Raw genomic sequence first — 16,478 nt, forward strand, 5'->3', positions numbered from 1 at the left:
ACACGCCGTGCCCCCGCGCGGCCGGCGGCGCCGCGCGGCCCCCAAGGTGACGTAGATCTCTCCCTACCGCCCGGATGTTCGCCAATCCTCCGGAAAGGGAGGGTCAAACGGTTCCTCGGATCCGGAAGGGGGTCATCGCACACGTGTCCGCACTCTGGGCATGGATCATCCTGGCCGCCGCCGTCGGCACATCCGTGGTCGTCGTGGAGGCGGGCCGCCGGCTCGTCGCCGGCCGGCTGTCGCACCGATGGCCCGGCGCGGGCCGGGTCGCACGGCGCTGCGCCGCGCCCGCGTTCGCGTTCGCGGCGGTGGTCGGCTCCAGCACCGCGATGCCGTACCAGGTCATCGGCGGGCACGCCGAGGACGTGGTCCGGCACGCGATGCGGATCGCGGCGATCGGCGCCTCCACATGGCTGGTGATGCGGATCGGCTACGCGCTGAGCGACCCGCCGCTGGCGCGGCTGATGCGGATCGAGGGCGAGCGCAACCGGCGGGCCAGGCGGGCCCGCACGCAGATGCTGCTGCTGCGCCGCATCGCCGCCGTCATCCTCGTGGTGCTCGCCGTCGGCGCGGCGCTGTTCACCTTCCCCGCCGTGCGGGCGGTCGGGGCCGGGGTGCTGGCGTCGGCGGGCGTCGCCGGCCTGGTGGTCGGCATCGCGGCGCGGCCGACCCTCGGCAACCTGCTGGCCGGGTTGCAGCTGGCGTTCAGCGACGCCCTGCGCCTGGACGACGTCGTCGTCACGCAGGGCATCTGGGGCCGGGTCGAGGAGCTGACGCTGTCGTACGTCGTCCTGCAGCTGTGGGACGACCGGCGCATGATCTTCCCGGTGTCGCACTTCACCGAGCAGCCGTTCGAGAACTGGACCCGGCACTCCAGCCGCCTGCTCGGCTCGGTCGAGCTGCACGTGGACTGGACGGTCCCGGTCGAGGACCTGCGCGCCGAGCTGTACTCGGCGCTGAAGGAGAACCCGCTGTGGGACCGGCGGGAGTGGATGCTGCAGGTGGTGGACGTGCTGCCGAGCGGCCTCGTCACGGTGCGCGCGCTGATGAGCGCCGCCGACTCGGCGAGCACCTGGGACCTGCGCTGCGACGTTCGCGAGTACCTGGTCTCCTACATCCGCGACCGCCATCCGGAGGCCCTCCCCCGGCTCCGCGTCGGCCCCGAACCCGTCGTGGACGGCGCCGAGGCCGAGGCGGACGACCCGGCACCGGCCACCGAGGACGAGGTGGCGGAGGGACGGCACGCCGACGGCGCGCGGGCCGTCCCCCGTGAGGACGGCCCGGCGCGCGCGAAGTCGCTCAGGCGAGCGTGATCTTCCCGCCCTGGACGGTGACCTTCTTCTCCGCCAGCGGCTCGTCGGCGGGCGGGCTCGCCACCGACCCGTCCGTGATCTTGAACTTGCTGCCGTGGCAGGGGCAGTTGATCGTGCCTCCGGACACCGATCCGACGCTGCATCCCCGGTGGGTGCAGGTCGCGGAGAAGGCCGTGAACTCGCCCTGGCGGGGCTGGCAGACGACGACCTTGGCGTCCTCGAACACCTTGCCGCCGCCGACCGGGATCTCGCTCACCGAGGCCAGGGCCGCACCCGTCCCGCCGCCACCGCTCCCGTCCCCGGAGCCGCCGGAGCCGGAGCCGCCGTCGCCCGATTCGCCGCCGCACGCCGCCGCCAGCCCGGCCACGCCCGCGAGTCCGACGCCGAGCAGAAGTCCCCTGCGGGTACCGCCCGCGGGGGACTCCCCTGGCGCGGCCTCCCCCGGCGTGCGCTCCGTTCCGTCCGCCTGCGTCTCGGACCTGTGTGGCATTCTCGCCCCTCCGGTGACCTCTCTCGGTTCCTGTCCGTCACCGGGAAGCACGGATGCGCGAGCGAGTTGGTTCAAAGCGGAACCAAAACGGTGATCAGGTGACGACGATGCCGCCGCCCTCGACCTGCACGGGGTACTCCTTGAGCGGCTCCTTCGCGGGGCCGCGCTCCACCGAGCCGTCGGTGATCTTGAATTCGCTGCCGTGGCAGTGGCACTTGATCAGCCCGTTCGACACCCCGCCGACCGTGCAGCCCTGGTGGGTGCACACCGCCGTGAACGCCTTGTACGCGCCCTGGCTCGGCTGGGTCACCACGACCTTCTCGTCGCCATAGATCTTGCCGCCGCCGACCGGGATGTCGGCGGCTTTCGCGATCTGCTTCCCCTTGAGGTCCTCGGCGGGCTTGGCCCCGCCTCCGGACGCGCACCCCGCGAGCGCCGCGGCGCCGAGCGCCCCCGCCCCGCACAGCACCGCGCGCCGGCCGACTCCCCCGCTCCCGGCGGCCTCGGCGGCCCCGGGCGTCACTTCGTCTCCCATGGTTCCATCCTGGTGGACGGCTTCACCCGTCCCGCACCGACCCGCCCGACGGGGGCTCAGACGAGGAGCTTCTTGAGGAACTGGCCGGTGTGGCTGGCCTCGACCTCGGCGACCTCCTCGGGGGTGCCGGTGGCGACGACCGTGCCGCCGCGCGAGCCGCCCTCGGGGCCCATGTCGATGATCCAGTCGGCGGTCTTGATGACATCGAGGTTGTGCTCGATGACCAGGACCGTGTTGCCCTTGTCGACCAGGCCGTTCAGCACGCCGAGGAGCTTGCGGATGTCCTCGAAGTGCAGGCCGGTGGTCGGCTCGTCCAGCACGTAGATGGTGCGGCCGGTGGAGCGCTTCTGCAGCTCGGACGCCAGCTTGACGCGCTGCGCCTCGCCGCCGGACAGGGTCGGGGCGGGCTGGCCGAGCCGGACGTAGCCGAGGCCGACGTCGTTCAGCGTCTTCAGGTGCCGGTGGATCGCCGTGATCGGCTCGAAGAACGTGGTGGCCTGCTCGATCGGCATGTCGAGCACCTCGGAGATCGTCTTGCCCTTGTAGTGGACCTCCAGGGTCTCCCGGTTGTAGCGGGCGCCGTGGCAGACCTCGCACGGGACGTAGACGTCCGGCAGGAAGTTCATCTCGATCTTGATGGTGCCGTCGCCGGAGCAGTTCTCGCAGCGGCCGCCCTTGACGTTGAAGGAGAACCGGCCGGGCTGGTAGCCGCGCACCTTCGCCTCGGTGGTCTGGGCGAACAGCTTGCGGATGTGGTCGAACACGCCGGTGTAGGTCGCCGGGTTGGACCGCGGGGTGCGGCCGATCGGCGACTGGTCGACGTGCACGACCTTGTCGAGCTGGTCGACGCCGTTGACGCGCTTGTGCTTGCCGGGGACGGTCTTCGCCCCGTTCAGCTTCTTCGCGAGCGAGTTGTAGAGGATGTCGTTGACCAGCGTCGACTTGCCGGACCCCGAGACACCGGTGACGGCGGTGAGGACGCCGAGCGGGAACGACACGTCGACGTCGCGCAGGTTGTTCTGCTGCGCGCCCTTGACGGTGACCTCGCGGCCCCTGGTGCGCGGCCGCCGGATCTGCGGGACGGCGATCTCGCGGCGCCCGTCCAGGTAGGCGCCGGTCAGGGAGCGGTCGGACTTCTTCAGGTCCTCGACCGTGCCGGAGACGACGATCTCGCCGCCGTGCTCGCCCGCGCGCGGCCCGATGTCGACGATCCAGTCGGCGGCGGCGATGGTGTCCTCGTCGTGCTCGACGACGATCAGGGTGTTGCCCATGTCGCGCAGCCGGAGCAGCGTCTCCAGCAGCCGGTGGTTGTCGCGCTGGTGCAGGCCGATGGACGGCTCGTCCAGCACGTACAGGACGCCGACCAGACCCGAGCCGATCTGCGTCGCCAGCCGGATGCGCTGGGCCTCTCCGCCCGCGAGGGTCGCCGAGGCCCGGTCGAGGGTGAGGTAGTCGAGGCCGACGTCCAGCAGGAAGCCGAGCCGGGCGTTGATCTCCTTCAGGACGCGTTCGGCGATGTGCGTCTCGCGCTCGTTCAGTTCGAGCGCCAGCAGGAACTTCGCGGCCTCGCCGATCGGCATCGCGGCCACCTCGGCGATCGACATCCCGCCCATGGTGACGGCGAGCACGACCGGCTTCAGCCGGGCGCCCTCGCAGGTCGGGCACGGGATCTCCCGCATGTAGCCCTCGAACCGCTCCCGGCTGGAGTCGCTCTCGGACTCCGCGTGGCGCCGCTGGATGTAGGGGACGACGCCCTCGTAGGCCGTGTAGTACGACCTCGTCCGGCCGTAGCGGTTCTTGTAGCGGACGTGGACCTGCGTCTCGTGCCCGTTCAGGATCGCCTTGCGCGCCTTGGCGGGCAGCCGGTCCCAGGGCGTGTTCAGGTCGAAGCCCATCGCGTCGCCCAGCGCCGACAGCAGCCGCAGGAAGTACTCGCTGACGTGCCCGCCCGACCACGGCTGGATCGCGCCCTCGCCGAGCGACAGCTCCCCGTCGGGGACGACGAGCTCGGCGTCGACCTCCATGCGCGTCCCGAGGCCGGTGCAGTCGGGGCAGGCTCCGTACGGCGAGTTGAACGAGAACGAGCGCGGCTCCAGCTCCTCGAACGACAGGTCGTCGTAGGGGCAGTAGAGGTGCTCCGAGTACATCCGGGTGCGGTGCTCGTCGTCCTCGGGCAGGTCGACGAAGTCGAGGACGATCGTGCCGCCCGCCAGGCCGAGGGCCGTCTCGACCGAGTCGGCGAGCCGCTGGCGGGCGGAGTCCTTCACCGAGAGCCGGTCGACCACGACGGAGATGTCGTGCTTCTCCTGCTTCTTCAGCGGGGGCGGCTCGTCCAGGCGGATCATCTGCCCGTCGACCAGCGCCCGCGAGTAGCCCTTGGACTGCAGCTCGCGGAACAGCTCCAGGTACTCGCCCTTGCGACCGCGGATCACCGGCGCCAGCACCTGGAACCGGGCGCCCTGCTCCAGTTCCAGCACCCGGTCGACGATCTGCTGCGGCGCCTGCCGGCTGATCGGCCGGCCGCACTCGGGGCAGTGCGGGTGCCCGATCCGGGCGTAGAGCAGCCGCAGGTAGTCGTAGACCTCGGTGATCGTCCCGACCGTGGAGCGGGGATTCTTGCTGGTCGACTTCTGGTCGATCGAGACCGCCGGGGACAGCCCCTCGATGAAGTCGACGTCGGGCTTGTCCATCTGCCCGAGGAACTGCCGGGCGTAGGCCGACAGCGACTCGACGTACCGGCGCTGCCCCTCGGCGAAGATCGTGTCGAAGGCCAGGCTGGACTTCCCCGAACCCGACAGACCGGTGAACACGATCATGGCGTCCCGCGGAAGGTCGAGCGAGACGTCCTTCAGGTTGTGCTCGCGTGCTCCACGCACGATGAGTCGGTCATGCACGTTCTTCCGGTCCTCTTCTGGGCGCGGCGATCTGCGGATACGGCTCGGTATCAAGGCTAGCCACGGGGTGCGGCAGGATCCCCCGACTTCTCAACAGCGGCGAGCGCCGCTGCATTTCATGACGCTACCCGGCCGATCCGAGCGGTCGGGACGGCACCATCGCACCGTACACGTGTTCGAACGCCGCCCGCCACCGGAACACCGCCGGAAGCGCGGCACCCCTTCCGACCACCCGGAACGCACTCCGGTCGTGGACGCGCCCGCCCAGGTCACTCGTCGTCGAGCGCGTGCGAGAGGTAGCGCTCCGCGGAGCGGCGGACGGCGTCCTTTCCGCCGCTGTAGACGATCTTCTTCCACCAGGCGCCGTAGACGCGGTCGAAGTCGTAGGGCTCCAGGAGGCGCAGGGCGCGGCGGACCACGCGGGGGCGCTCGGGGATGTAGTTCGGGTAGGAGTACATGAAGCTCACCCAGTCGCGGTCGTTGACGACCTGCACGATGTCGCCGGAGAAGAGGGCGCGGGCGTCGCGCCAGTGCAGGACCTGGCCGCCCGCGAAGTGGACGCCCGCGTTGATCAGCGTGAGGCCGTCGGCCAGTTCGAGGGTGTCGCCCGACCAGAAGGAGACCGCGTCGTCCGGGCGGGCCACCCACCGGCGGTCGGCCTCGTGGATGTGGACGGGGGCGTCGAACGCCCGCGCCCACTCGATCATGGTGCCGTAGTAGTGCGGGTGGCTGATCGCGATCGCGGAGACGCCGCCGAGGTCGTTCACGCGGCGGACGAGGTCGTCGTCGATGTGGGTGACCATGTCCCACAGGACGTTGCCGGACGGGGCGCGCAGGAGGAGGGCGCGCTGGCCGATGGCGATGGACGGCTCGGCGCCGATCCCGACGACGCCCGGGCCCTCCTCGGCGACACGGCCACGGTGGCCGGCGCGCAGTTCCTCCAGGGTCGTCCACCGCTGGCCCTCCCAGCCGACGTACTGCCGCTCGTCCTCGCAGATCGGGCAGTCCGGACGGGGCCCGGCGTACTGGACGCCGCACGTCACGCAGATCGGAAGCTCCATGATCACCATTGTCTGGCGCGGGCCGGGCCGGTGCGACAGGATGGAGCGTCCTTTTCGGCGAGGAGGGATCATGGACTGGCGCGACGTGATCGACGAGCTGGACGCGGGCGTGGAGCGGATCGCCGCGACGCTGGAGGGGATGTCCGACCTGGCCCTGCGGGGCGCGTCCGCGCTGCCGGGGTGGAGCCGCGGGCACGTGGCGACGCACATCGCGCGCAACGCCGACTCCCTGTGGAACCTGCTCGAAGCGGCGCGAACGGGGACGGAGATCCCGCAGTACCCGAGCCTGGAGCGGCGCAACGCCGACGTCGCCGCGGGCGCGGGGCGCGGCCGGGACGAGCTGGTCGCGGACGTCCGGGCGACGCAGGCGCGCTTCTCCGAGCAGGCCCGGTCACTGCCCGAGAGCGCCGGCAGCGCGCCGGTGCGCGCGATGATGGGCTGGCCCCATCCGGCCTGGTACACGGTGTTCCGCCGCTGGAACGAGGTGGAGGCCCACCACGTCGACCTCGCCGCCGGGTACGGCCCCGCCGACTGGCCCGAGCCCTACGTCCGGTGGTCCGCGGCGGCCACGCTGGCGGACATGGCGGCGCTGCCGGACCGGCTCCTCGGGGAGCTGGCCGGGTTGCGGATCACCGCGACCGACTCCGGCGAGACCGCCGAGCTCGGCTGGACGCCCGGCGGCCCTGAGGCGTCCGGCTCCGGGCGGGCGCTGCTGGGCTGGCTGAGCGGACGGTCGGACGGAGCGGGCGTGCACCTCCGCCCGGACGGCCCACTGCCCGCGCCGCCGCCCTGGCCGCACGAGCCCTCCCGGTTCTCGGAGGAGTCGGGCCGGTGAGAGGGCCGGGGGCCGGGGAAGGGCCGTCGGCCTAGGGAGGGTCGTCGCCCGCGAGCCGGTGCAGGGCGTCCGCGGAGCGGACGGCGATCGCGCTCCGGGCGACGGTCACGCAGCCGCGCACCGGCTCGGCCGCCAGGATCTGGGCGACCTTGCGGCGGCCCATGCCGGCCCAGCGGCCGAGATCCTGCTGGGTGACCGGGACCTGGACGAGGACGCCCTCCTCGGTCACGCCGTCCGGGCGCTCCCGCTTGACCGGCGAGCCGAACCGCGCCGCCAGGCGCAGGAGCCGGCCGGCGAGGCGGCGCTCGGGATCGTCGGGGAAGTGCGCGACGCGCAGCTCGTTGGCGTCGCGGAGCCGTTCGGCGAGGACGGCGGCGACGGCCCACACCGAGCCGGGCTGGGCGTCCAGGACGCCCCGGAACCGCGCGGCGGGCAGGACGAGGGCCTCGACCCGCGTCAGCGCCTCGGCGTTGGCGTGCCGGGCCCCGCCGTCCACCGCCTCCAGCTCCCCCACCAGGTCGCCGGGGCCGAGGACGTCGAGGATGGCGGTCTCGCCGTCCCGGTCCACCCAGACCTTCACCGCCCCGGACCGCAGGACGAAGACCTGGGCGGCGCGGGTGTGCTCGCGCGTCAGGAACGCACCGGGCCTGATCAGCACCGGGGCGCCCGCCCGCCGCAGGGCCTCCTGGGCGCGGGGGGTCAGCGCGTCCCAGAACCGGGGGGTCTGCATCTCGCCTCCTCACCGGACCCGGATCCGGCCGGGCCCCGGGCTTCATGATCGCTTGCGTCGCGGTCCAGTGAACGCGCCCCGGGGCCGGCCGACCACGTCATCGGTCACACGTCGAGCGGTCTTTCCGGGGCGAGCAGGCCGTCCAGGGCGCGGACGCGGCGGAGGCAGTCCGCGGCCGCGGCCTGGTCGCCGAGGGCCAGGTGGGAGTCGCGCAGCAGCTCCAGCGCCCGCCGCAGGCCCCGCTGGTCGTCGGTCTCGCGGCGGATGGCGATCTCGGCGGTGACGTGCTCCACCGCGCGGGCGTGCTCGCCGGTCAGCTGGGACGCGCGGGCCATGCCGTGCAGGGCGTGGGCCTGCTCGCGGGTGGCGCCGAGCTCGGCGGCGAGGTCGAGGGCGCGCCGCCCGGTCGCGAGTGCCTCGCCGGCGCGGCCGAGGTCGAGGTGGATGGCGGCGAGGTGGACCAGGGCGACGGCCTCGCTGTGCCGGTCGCCGACCTCGCCGAGGATGCGCAGCGCCTCCAGCTCCCGCTCCAGGGCCTCCTCGGGACGGCCGGCGCGGCGCAGCACGGCGGCGAGGGTGTCCATGCCGACGCCGAGGCCGTACCAGTCGCCGCCGGACTCGCGGAAGCCCAGCGCCTGCCGGGCGGCGCGCTCGGCGTCCTCGGGCAGGCCGAGCCGCGAGTACGTGCGGGCCAGGCTGCCGAGCGTGCCGGCCATCCCGCCCCGCGCGCCGAGCCGGTGCCACAGGTCCAGGGCCTCCAGGCCGAGGACGAACGCCTCCTGGTGGCGGCCGAGGCGCCGCATCACCACCGACAGGTGCTCCAGGTCGTTGGCCTCGCCGTGCTGGTCGCCGATCTCGCGGCGGATCTCCAGGGCGCGCAGGAGGTGCTCGCGCGCCTCGCGGTACCGCCCGAGGCGCCAGTGGACGATCCCGATCTGGGCGAGCGCCTCGGCCTCGCCGTGCCGGTCGCTGGTGTCGCGGTGCAGCCGCAGCGCCTGCCCGCAGTAGGTGAACGCCTCGGCGAACCGCGTCGCGTCGCACATGAGCATGCCGAGCGTGGTCAGCGCCCGCGCCTCCCCGTGGCGGGCGCCGAGGGCGCGGTAGGTGCGCAGCGCCTGCTCGGCGTCCTGTTGCGCCAGGTCGCGCAGGCCGAGCGCGGCGTTCATCCGCGCGAGCTCGGTCAGCGCCTGCGCGGCGCCGTGCATGTCGGCGAGTTCCTGCCGGATGGCGAGCGCCTCCAGAGCGTGCGAGACCGCGCCGTGGACGTTCCCTTGGCGGCGGTGTACCTGGGCCACGGTGAGCAGGGTCTCGGCCACTCCCGGTTGGTCTTGCGTACGGCGGCGGACATCGAGCGCCTTGGCGGCGTGGTCCAGAGCCGTCTCGTAGTCGCCGAGGCCCAGGTATGCCCTGGCCAGGATGTCGTGGCCCTTGGCCGTTCCCGCGTCGTCTTGCAGCTCCCCGTGGACGGCGAGGGAGCGCCGCGCGTGGTCGATCGCCGTCAGGTAGCGCCCCAGCGCCACGTGGACGTCGGCCAGGGTGGCCAGGGTGGCGGCCTCCCCGTAGCGGTCGGGCGGGTCGGCGGCCCGGAACCCGCGCCGCGCGTCCTCCCCGTATCCGATGGCCTGGACGGAGTCGCCCAGCTCGAAGTGCGCCATCGCCAGGTTGTGGAGCATGACGGCCGCGGCCGCCCAGTCCTCCTCGGTGCGGGCGGCGTGCAGGCCCGCCTGGTGGACGGCGATGCTGTCCTCGCTGTAGCGGCGGAACTCCTGGAAGTCGAACAGCGCGTCGGCGAGCTCCCAGCACGTCCGGTGCAGGCCGAGCCGGGCGGCCTGGTGCACCGCGGCGACCAGGTTGCGCCGCTCGGCCTCGAACCAGGCGAGCCCGGCGGCGCGCTCGGCGGCGGCGGACGGACGTCCCTGCGCCTCCCCCGGATGCGCCCTGGGACGGGACCGCGCCGCCATGGCGTCCCCCGCGTGGCGCGCCTCGGCGAGGTAGCCGGCCAGCAACCGCCGCTGCGCCGCCTGGAGTTCGCCGTCGGAGTCCTCGCGCAGGCCCCGTTCGCGGGCGAAGTCGCGCAGCAGGTCGTGCATCCGGTAGCGGTCCGGCCCCACGTCGTGCACCAGGTACGCCTGGCGCAGTCCCTCCAGGCACTCGCGCGCCTCGCCGACCGTGCCGTCGCGCAAGGCGGCGAGGGCGGTGGGCGTGAAGTCGGGGCCGGTGACCAGGCCGAGCCTGCGGAACGCCTCGCGCTGCCCGCGGCGCAGGCTCCGGTAGGCGACGTCGAACGTCGGGCTGAGAACGGCCAGCAGCGCCGTCCCCGACGTGCCGGGCGCCGCGCCGTCGCCCAGGCCCGCCCCCGCGAGGCCCGGCCCGTACGGCGCGGCGTCCCGGACGTCCCGGGCGGCCAGCTCCCGGACGGTCCCGGCGATCGACTCGCCGGGGTTCTCGGCCAGCCGCCCGGCCATGACGCCGAGGGCGAGCGGCAGGTGGCCGCACTCGCGGGCGAGCCGCTCGACGGCCTTGTCCTCCTCCCGGAGACGGGGGTCGCCCGCCCCGAGGACGTTGGAGATGAGGTCCACGGCCTCCTGCGTCGCCATCTCCCGCAGTTCCAGCGTCCGGACGTCGGCGTCTTCGAGCAGGGCCGGCAGCCGCCGGCGGCTCGTCACGACCACCAGCCCGGAGGCCATCGCCGCCAGCAGCGGCCTGATCTGCTCGGGCCGGGCGGCGTTGTCGAGGATCAGCAGCATCCGGCGGTCGCCGAGCAGGGACCGGCACTGCGCCGCCAGCTCCGCCTCCGTCCGCGGGACCTGGTCGCCGGGCACGCCCGCCGAGCGCAGCACCTGCCCCATCGCCTCCGCCGGGGTGACGGGGCTGCGGGACGTGCCGCGCAGGTCGGCGAACAGGACGCCGTCGGGGAAGCGGTCGACGACCCGGTGCGCCCAGTGCAGCGCCAGCGTGGTCTTGCCGACGCCCGCCATTCCCTGGACCACGACGGCGCGCGGCCACACGGACTGGCCGACCAGCAGATCGAGCTTGCCGAGGCTGACCACGCGCCCGGCGAAGTAGGGGTTGTCGGCGGGGAGGCGTACGGCGGGCGGCCCGGCCGGCGCTCCCAGGCGCACCGGTTCGCGCGCGGCGATCCCGGCGCCCTGCCCCAGCGCGTCCTCGGGCGAGCGCTCGGTCTCGGCGGCCGGCCAGTCGTCGCCCCAGGGGCTCGCGGCGCGGCGGAGCCGTTCGACGTCGAGGACCGTCAGCGGGCGGGCCCGCTGGTCCAGGATGCCCTTGGCCCGCCACGCCCGGAACCAGCGCACCAGCGTCTCGCGGGAGATCCCCGCCCAGTTCGCCAGCTCCGCCTGGCTGAGCCGCAGGGGGATCCGCGTGCCCTGCCCGGGGGCGGGCTCGCCGAACCGGTACGCCAGCTCCAGCAGGTGGTAGGCGAGCCGCTGGGGATGGTCGGCGGCCCGCACCGCGTGCCGGCGGCCGCCGTAGGTGACGCTCTCGGAGACGGCGTGCATCATCGCCTCGGCGACCTGCGGGCTCGCCGCCAGCAGGCTGCGGAACTTGCCGCGGTCCACGCGCAGCGCCGTGACGTGGTCCAGCGCGGCGACCGTGGCGCGCTGCGGATGCCCCCACGGACCGAGGACCCCGACCATGTCGCCCGCGCCGAACAGGTCGATGATCGACTCGTCGCCGTCGCTGGAGTCCACGAACTCCTTGGCCACCGCGTTGCTCGCGGCCCGCGGCGACGCCTTGAACACGACGTAGACGGCCGGCGCGACCGTCCCCTGGTGGCACAGCATGCCGCCGGGCGGGATGTCGGTGCGGCGGCCCATGGCGCGCAGTGCCTGGCGGTCGGTGGGGGCCAGCCGCTCCCAGAAGCTGCCCGGCCGGACGCCCGGGTCGTCGCCGATCATCCGGTCACCTCCCGCCGTCGCCGCCGACGTCCGTCGAACCTGATCTTCCAGTTCTCATGGTGCGGTGAAAAGGGGGGAGAGTCCGTCCGGCGGCGCACGGTTCGGCTGCGTCTGGTGACTCATTCCAGGCGTGCGACCGGGCCGCGGATGATCGCGGGGGCCGATGATGGAAGATGGTCTTCGAACGATCGACGGGGAGGACGCATGACCTACACCGGTAACGTCGAGGCCGGCGGGCGTCCGGACGTCCGCGAGCTGCCCGGGCTGCGGGTGACGAAGGTCTCGGTCGGTCCGTACGACAACAACGCCTACCTGCTGCGGTGCACCGCGACCGGCGAGCAGTTGCTGATCGACGCGGCGAACGAGGCGCCCCGGCTGCTGGAGCTGATCGGCGACGGCCCCCTCGCGCGGATCGTCACCACGCACCGGCACGAGGACCACTGGATGGCGCTGAGCGAGGTGGCGCGGGCGACCGGCGCGCCGGTCGTCGCCCACCCGCGCGACACCGCCCCCCTCCCCGAGCCGGTCGCCGAGCCCGTGGAGCACGGCGACACCGTCGCGGTCGGGCAGGCGTCCCTCGACGTCATCCACCTGCGCGGCCACACGCCCGGCTCGATCGCGCTGCTGTACGACGCCGGCGGCGAGCTGGCCGACCGCCCGCACCTGTTCACCGGCGACAGCCTTTTCCCGGGCGGCGTCGGGAACACCTGGGGCGACCCGACACGGTTCCGGCAACTGCTCTCGGACGTGGAGGAGCGCGTCTTCGACCGCCTGCCCGACGCCACCTGGTTCTACCCGGGCCACGGCAAGGACTCGACGCTCGGCCGGGAGCGCCCCTCTATCCCGGAGTGGCGCGCCCGCGGCTGGTGACACTTCCTGCTCGGGCCGGAACAAGTGGTGGGGGACGTTCGTTGGCCCCAACACACTTCCGGTTCGAGACCAGGAGTCGGTCATTCCCCAACCCAACGAAGCGAACACGGGACCTGCGCTGCGCTACCCGGCGGGTTCGCTGGTGCTGGTCGCCGGCCTGCCCGGCGCCGGCAAGAGCACCCTGCTCAACCGCCTGTACGGGCTGCGCGGCGACGAGACGTCCCCGGTGCGCGCCGGGGACGTCCGGGTGATCGACTCCCGCCAGTCCCGCAACTGGTGGGCGCGCTTCCTCAGGCCGCTGCCCGTCCGGCTGCGGACCCCGATCGTCCAGTCCACCCACGTATGGCGCATCGGCCGCGCGATCGTCGCCGGGCACGGCGTCGTCGCCCACACCCGCGGCACCTGGCCGCACATCCTGCACTGCTTCGCCTGGCTGGCCCACCGCCGCGGCGGGCGGCTGCACCTGATCCTCATCGACGTCGCGCCGGAGACCGCCCGCGCCGGCCAGTACGCGCGCGGCCGCGTCGTCACCTCCACCGCGTGGGCCCGCCACTGCCGCCGCTGGCGCCCCCTGATCGCCCGGGCCCGCGGCGGCGCCCCCTTGCCGCCCGCCACCGGCGTCACCGTCCTCGACCGCGACGCCGCCGACAAGCTGCAGGCCATCCACTTCAGCTGAGCTCGCCGAACCAGCGGACGATCCGGGCGGTGCCCGCGAGGTTGGATCCGAGGTGGCGGGAGCCGCCGTAGAGCCGGTCGCCCAATTCGACGACGGGCACGGTGACGCCGCGGTCGCGGAACTCCGCGGCGCAGTGGTCGGTGTTGGCGGTGACGGCCTGCTCGTCCCCGGCCATCTTGTAGAGGCGGACCGGGATGCGCGGGGTCCAGGCCGTGCAGACCTCCGCGTCCACGCGCAGGGCCTCGGCGAACGTGCCGGACGGGTGGCGCAGCACCGCAAGTCCACGGGGAGTGAGGAGATCGCTGAGCTTGTTCGGCAGGCCGTCGAACATGACGGCCCCGGGCGTCGTACCGTCGAAGTACTTCTCGACGCGGTCGGCGTAGGGCTTGCGGAACAGCTCCGAGGGGGTCGTGTAGATGCCTCCGTGAATGCGGTTCCAGGAGGTGAGCAGGTACGACGTGTAGACGACCGACAGCTTCGCAGGGAGCTCCCCGCTCAGCAGGGCGGGCAGTTCCGCGCCCCGGAAGTCGTACCCGCCGCTGATCGGGGCCACTGCGCGGAGGCGGAAGTGCGGGTCGGCGCCGCCCTGCAGCACCCGCGCCAGCCCGAGGGCGGACGACGCGCCCTGCGAGAAGCCGGTGACGAAGACCCGGCCGTCCAGGGCGCGGCCCGCGCGCGGGGCGAAGTGGCGCGCGGCGCGGAGCATGTCGAGTGACGCGCTCGTCTCCGACGGCACGTCCTTCCAGGGATGGACGCCCGGCCCCTCGCCCAGGCCGAGGTAGTCGGGCGCGACCGCCGCGAACCCGGCCGCGGCATAGGTGACGGCCGCGCCGGGGCCCCAGACGTCCTTCGCCTTCGAGGGGGCGTCCGGCTTGTAGCTCATGGTGCCGTGCGTGTAGGAGACCGTGGCGAGGCGGCGGTCCCGGCTGCGAGGCAGCGCGACCAGACCCGTGGCGGTCGTCGCGCGGCCCCGGGTGTCGACCGTCCGGTAGACGAGCCGGTAGGTGTCCACGCCGTGGCGGACGGACGCGGTGTCGAAGTCATCGGACGCCAGCCAGGTACGGACCTTGTCCGCGGACATGGTGGTGAGGTGGGTCGCGGAGACCAGATGTCCGCGTGCGGCGCTCTGCTGAGCGACGGCCCCCGCCTTGCGATCGGAGGCCGGGCGCTCGAACGCCCCGGCGGACGCGGCGGCGACGCCGGCGGCCGTGATCGCGGCGGCGGCGAGCATCCCGGCGGTCAGGCGGGTCATGGTGTTCGTCATGGGGGTGAGCCTCGTGCCCGCCCGCCCGGACCCGCATCGCGCCAGCAGGTGATCTCGCGTCCGCTACCTGAGAGGGTCCCCCGGCCGGAAGTGACGAGGAAGGCGGGCGGGGCGTGGGTAGGGTCGGGGGGAGATCGAGACGACGAGAGGCGGCAGCATGGCGCAGCGGGTACGCGGGGTCGTCGCACCCGGCAAGGGACAGCCGGTGCGGATCGAGACGATCGTCGTGCCGGACCCGGGTCCGGGTGAGGCGGTCGTGCAGGTCCAGGCGTGCGGGGTCTGCCACACCGACCTGCACTACCGCGAGGGCGGGATCAACGACGAGTTCCCGTTCCTGCTCGGGCACGAGGCCGCCGGGGTCGTGGAGTCGGTGGGCGAGGGTGTGACCGAGGTGGCGCCGGGCGACTTCGTGGTCCTGAACTGGCGTGCGGTGTGCGGGCAGTGCCGCGCCTGCACGCGCGGGCGCCCGTGGTACTGCTTCGACACCCACAACGCCGCCCAGAAGATGACCCTCGAGGACGGGACGGAGCTGTCGCCCGCGCTCGGCATCGGCGCGTTCGCCGACAAGACCCTGGTGGCGGCAGGGCAGTGCACCAGGGTCGACCCCGCGGCGCGGCCCGAGGTCGCCGGGCTGCTCGGCTGCGGGGTGATGGCGGGGCTCGGCGCGGCGATCAACACCGGCGGGGTCGGGCGCGGCGACTCGGTGGCGGTCATCGGCTGCGGCGGCGTCGGCGCGGCGGCCGTGCTGGGCGCCCGGCTGGCCGGGGCCGCCCGGATCATCGCCGTGGACCTGGACGAGCGCAAGCTCGCCACCGCGTCCTCCCTCGGCGCCACGCACACCGTGAACGGGGCGGAGAAGGACGTCGTCGCGACGGTGCGGGAGCTGACCGGCGGGTTCGGCGCGGACGTCGTCATCGACGCGGTCGGCCGTCCCGAGACCTACGAGCAGGCCTTCCACGCCCGCGACCTCGCCGGGACGGTGGTGCTGGTCGGGGTGCCGACCCCGGAGATGAGGCTGGAGCTGCCGCTGCTGGAGGTGTTCGGGCGGGGCGGGTCGCTGAAGTCGTCCTGGTACGGCGACTGCCTGCCCTCCCGCGACTTCCCCATGCTCATCGACCTCTACCTGCAGGGGCGCCTGGACCTGGACGCGTTCGTCTCCGAGACGATCCAGCTGGACGGCGTCGAGGCCGCGTTCGCCAAGATGCACCGGGGCGACGTGCTGCGCTCGGTGGTGGTGCTCTGATGGCCGGCGAATCCGCGGGACCGCGCGTCGACCACGTCGTCACCTCCGGCACGTTCTCGCTGGACGGCGGGACCTGGGACGTCGACAACAACGTCTGGATCGTCGGGGACGACAGCGAGGCGATCGTCATCGACGCCGCGCACGACGCCGAGGCGATCGCGGGGGCGCTCGGCGGCCGCCGGCTGGTGGCGATCGTGTCCACGCACGGGCACGACGACCACATCGACGCGGCGCCCGCCCTGCGGGCCCGCACGGGCGCGCCCGTCCTGCTGCACCCGGACGACCTGATGCTGTGGAAGCAGCGGCACCCGGACACCTCGCCCGACGGCGAGCTGTCCGACGGGCAGGTCATCACGGTCGCGGGCACCGACCTCACCGTCCTGCACACGCCCGGCCACAGCCCCGGCACGGTCTGCCTCCACGCGCCCGCCCTGGCGACGGTCTTCTCCGGCGACACCCTGTTCAGCGGCGGACCGGGCGCGACCGGCCGGTCGTTCTCCCACTTCCCGACGATCATCGCCTCGATCCGGGAGCGCCTGCTGACGCTGCCGCCGGAGACCACCGTCCGCACCGGACACGGCGAGTCCACCACCGTCGGCGCGGAGGCCCCGCATCTTGAGGAATGGATAGCCCGCGGCCACTGACCGGGATAG

The 16,478-nt window shown here is 73.7% G+C and carries 13 protein-coding genes; 6 read left to right on the top strand and 7 right to left on the bottom strand.

What is annotated here, in order from left to right; all coding sequences use genetic code 11:
* Positions 1–143 precede the first annotated feature (143 nt).
* Positions 144–1,313, top strand: a complete 1,170-nt coding sequence (locus BJ999_RS23620) for a mechanosensitive ion channel family protein (protein WP_179835309.1) — start codon at positions 144–146, stop codon at positions 1,311–1,313.
* On the opposite strand, the gene BJ999_RS23625 is transcribed toward BJ999_RS23620, so the two are convergent.
* The 4 genes from BJ999_RS23625 to BJ999_RS23640 all read right to left on the bottom strand — a co-directional run bounded on the left by BJ999_RS23625 (position 1,300) and on the right by BJ999_RS23640 (position 6,293).
* Entirely contained in the window at positions 1,300–1,803 is a 504-nt protein-coding gene (locus tag BJ999_RS23625) for a Rieske (2Fe-2S) protein (RefSeq protein WP_179835310.1), read from the bottom strand. The two genes, BJ999_RS23620 and BJ999_RS23625, sit on opposite strands and share 14 nt — an antisense overlap.
* A gap of 94 nt (positions 1,804–1,897) precedes the next feature.
* Positions 1,898–2,338: a Rieske (2Fe-2S) protein gene (locus tag BJ999_RS23630; protein ID WP_179835311.1), complete on the bottom strand. Its 441-nt coding sequence runs from the start codon at positions 2,336–2,338 to the stop codon at positions 1,898–1,900.
* Between the two features lie 56 nt (positions 2,339–2,394).
* Positions 2,395–5,232, bottom strand: a complete 2,838-nt coding sequence (uvrA, locus tag BJ999_RS23635; RefSeq protein ID WP_179835312.1) for an excinuclease ABC subunit UvrA — start codon at positions 5,230–5,232, stop codon at positions 2,395–2,397.
* A gap of 269 nt (positions 5,233–5,501) precedes the next feature.
* Positions 5,502–6,293, bottom strand: coding sequence for an MBL fold metallo-hydrolase (locus tag BJ999_RS23640; protein ID WP_218935194.1), 792 nt, complete (start codon positions 6,291–6,293; stop codon positions 5,502–5,504).
* Between the two features lie 70 nt (positions 6,294–6,363).
* On the opposite strand from BJ999_RS23640, the gene BJ999_RS23645 reads away from it, so the two are divergent.
* Positions 6,364–7,128: a maleylpyruvate isomerase family mycothiol-dependent enzyme gene (locus BJ999_RS23645; protein ID WP_179835313.1), complete on the top strand. Its 765-nt coding sequence runs from the start codon at positions 6,364–6,366 to the stop codon at positions 7,126–7,128.
* Positions 7,129–7,159: 31 nt separating this feature from the next.
* Here BJ999_RS23645 and BJ999_RS23650 read toward each other — a convergent pair whose 3' ends face one another.
* Both BJ999_RS23650 and BJ999_RS23655 read right to left on the bottom strand, forming a co-directional pair.
* Complete coding sequence (locus tag BJ999_RS23650) at positions 7,160–7,858, bottom strand: Crp/Fnr family transcriptional regulator (protein WP_179835314.1); 699 nt, start codon at positions 7,856–7,858, stop codon at positions 7,160–7,162.
* Positions 7,859–7,962: 104 nt separating this feature from the next.
* Positions 7,963–11,772 (bottom strand): tetratricopeptide repeat protein, encoded by a 3,810-nt coding sequence (locus tag BJ999_RS23655; RefSeq protein WP_179835315.1) that lies wholly within the window; start codon positions 11,770–11,772, stop codon positions 7,963–7,965.
* A gap of 204 nt (positions 11,773–11,976) precedes the next feature.
* Between BJ999_RS23655 and BJ999_RS23660 the strand changes: the two genes are divergently transcribed.
* Both BJ999_RS23660 and BJ999_RS23665 read left to right on the top strand, forming a co-directional pair.
* Positions 11,977–12,642 carry an MBL fold metallo-hydrolase gene (locus BJ999_RS23660; protein ID WP_179835316.1) on the top strand — a complete coding sequence of 222 codons (666 nt, stop codon included), beginning with the start codon at positions 11,977–11,979 and terminating at the stop codon, positions 12,640–12,642.
* Positions 12,643–12,784: 142 nt separating this feature from the next.
* Entirely contained in the window at positions 12,785–13,318 is a 534-nt protein-coding gene (locus BJ999_RS23665) for an ATP-binding protein (RefSeq protein WP_229810296.1), read from the top strand.
* Here BJ999_RS23665 and BJ999_RS23670 read toward each other — a convergent pair.
* On the bottom strand, positions 13,311–14,582 hold the full coding sequence (locus tag BJ999_RS23670; RefSeq protein ID WP_218935195.1) for a lipase family protein: 1,272 nt from the start codon (positions 14,580–14,582) through the stop codon (positions 13,311–13,313). The two genes, BJ999_RS23665 and BJ999_RS23670, sit on opposite strands and share 8 nt — an antisense overlap.
* Before the next feature lie 157 nt (positions 14,583–14,739).
* Between BJ999_RS23670 and BJ999_RS23675 the strand changes: the two genes are divergently transcribed.
* Together BJ999_RS23675 and BJ999_RS23680 are read left to right on the top strand one after the other, a co-directional pair.
* On the top strand, positions 14,740–15,825 hold the full coding sequence (locus BJ999_RS23675) for an S-(hydroxymethyl)mycothiol dehydrogenase (protein WP_179835317.1): 1,086 nt from the start codon (positions 14,740–14,742) through the stop codon (positions 15,823–15,825).
* The gene (locus BJ999_RS23680; RefSeq protein WP_179835318.1) at positions 15,825–16,469 is read left to right on the top strand and encodes an MBL fold metallo-hydrolase; all 645 of its coding nucleotides are present in this window, start codon (positions 15,825–15,827) and stop codon (positions 16,467–16,469) included. Before BJ999_RS23675 ends, BJ999_RS23680 begins: the two co-directional genes overlap by 1 nt.
* The last annotated feature ends 9 nt before the right edge of the window (positions 16,470–16,478 follow it).

Source organism: Actinomadura citrea (assembly GCF_013409045.1).
GTDB lineage: Bacteria > Actinomycetota > Actinomycetes > Streptosporangiales > Streptosporangiaceae > Spirillospora > Spirillospora citrea.

What these genes read in the sequence shown, in the direction of transcription:
- BJ999_RS23625 (WP_179835310.1), bottom strand. Translation starts at nt 1,803, where the DNA reads ATGCCACACAGGTCCGAGACGCAGGCGGACGGAACGGAGCGCACGCCG.
- BJ999_RS23630 (WP_179835311.1), bottom strand. Translation starts at nt 2,338, where the DNA reads ATGGGAGACGAAGTGACGCCCGGGGCCGCCGAGGCCGCCGGGAGCGGG.
- BJ999_RS23640 (WP_218935194.1), bottom strand. Translation starts at nt 6,293, where the DNA reads ATGGAGCTTCCGATCTGCGTGACGTGCGGCGTCCAGTACGCCGGGCCC.
- BJ999_RS23645 (WP_179835313.1), top strand. Translation starts at nt 6,364, where the DNA reads ATGGACTGGCGCGACGTGATCGACGAGCTGGACGCGGGCGTGGAGCGG.
- BJ999_RS23650 (WP_179835314.1), bottom strand. Translation starts at nt 7,858, where the DNA reads ATGCAGACCCCCCGGTTCTGGGACGCGCTGACCCCCCGCGCCCAGGAG.
- BJ999_RS23655 (WP_179835315.1), bottom strand. Translation starts at nt 11,772, where the DNA reads ATGATCGGCGACGACCCGGGCGTCCGGCCGGGCAGCTTCTGGGAGCGG.
- BJ999_RS23660 (WP_179835316.1), top strand. Translation starts at nt 11,977, where the DNA reads ATGACCTACACCGGTAACGTCGAGGCCGGCGGGCGTCCGGACGTCCGC.
- BJ999_RS23670 (WP_218935195.1), bottom strand. Translation starts at nt 14,582, where the DNA reads ATGACGAACACCATGACCCGCCTGACCGCCGGGATGCTCGCCGCCGCC.
- BJ999_RS23675 (WP_179835317.1), top strand. Translation starts at nt 14,740, where the DNA reads ATGGCGCAGCGGGTACGCGGGGTCGTCGCACCCGGCAAGGGACAGCCG.
- BJ999_RS23680 (WP_179835318.1), top strand. Translation starts at nt 15,825, where the DNA reads ATGGCCGGCGAATCCGCGGGACCGCGCGTCGACCACGTCGTCACCTCC.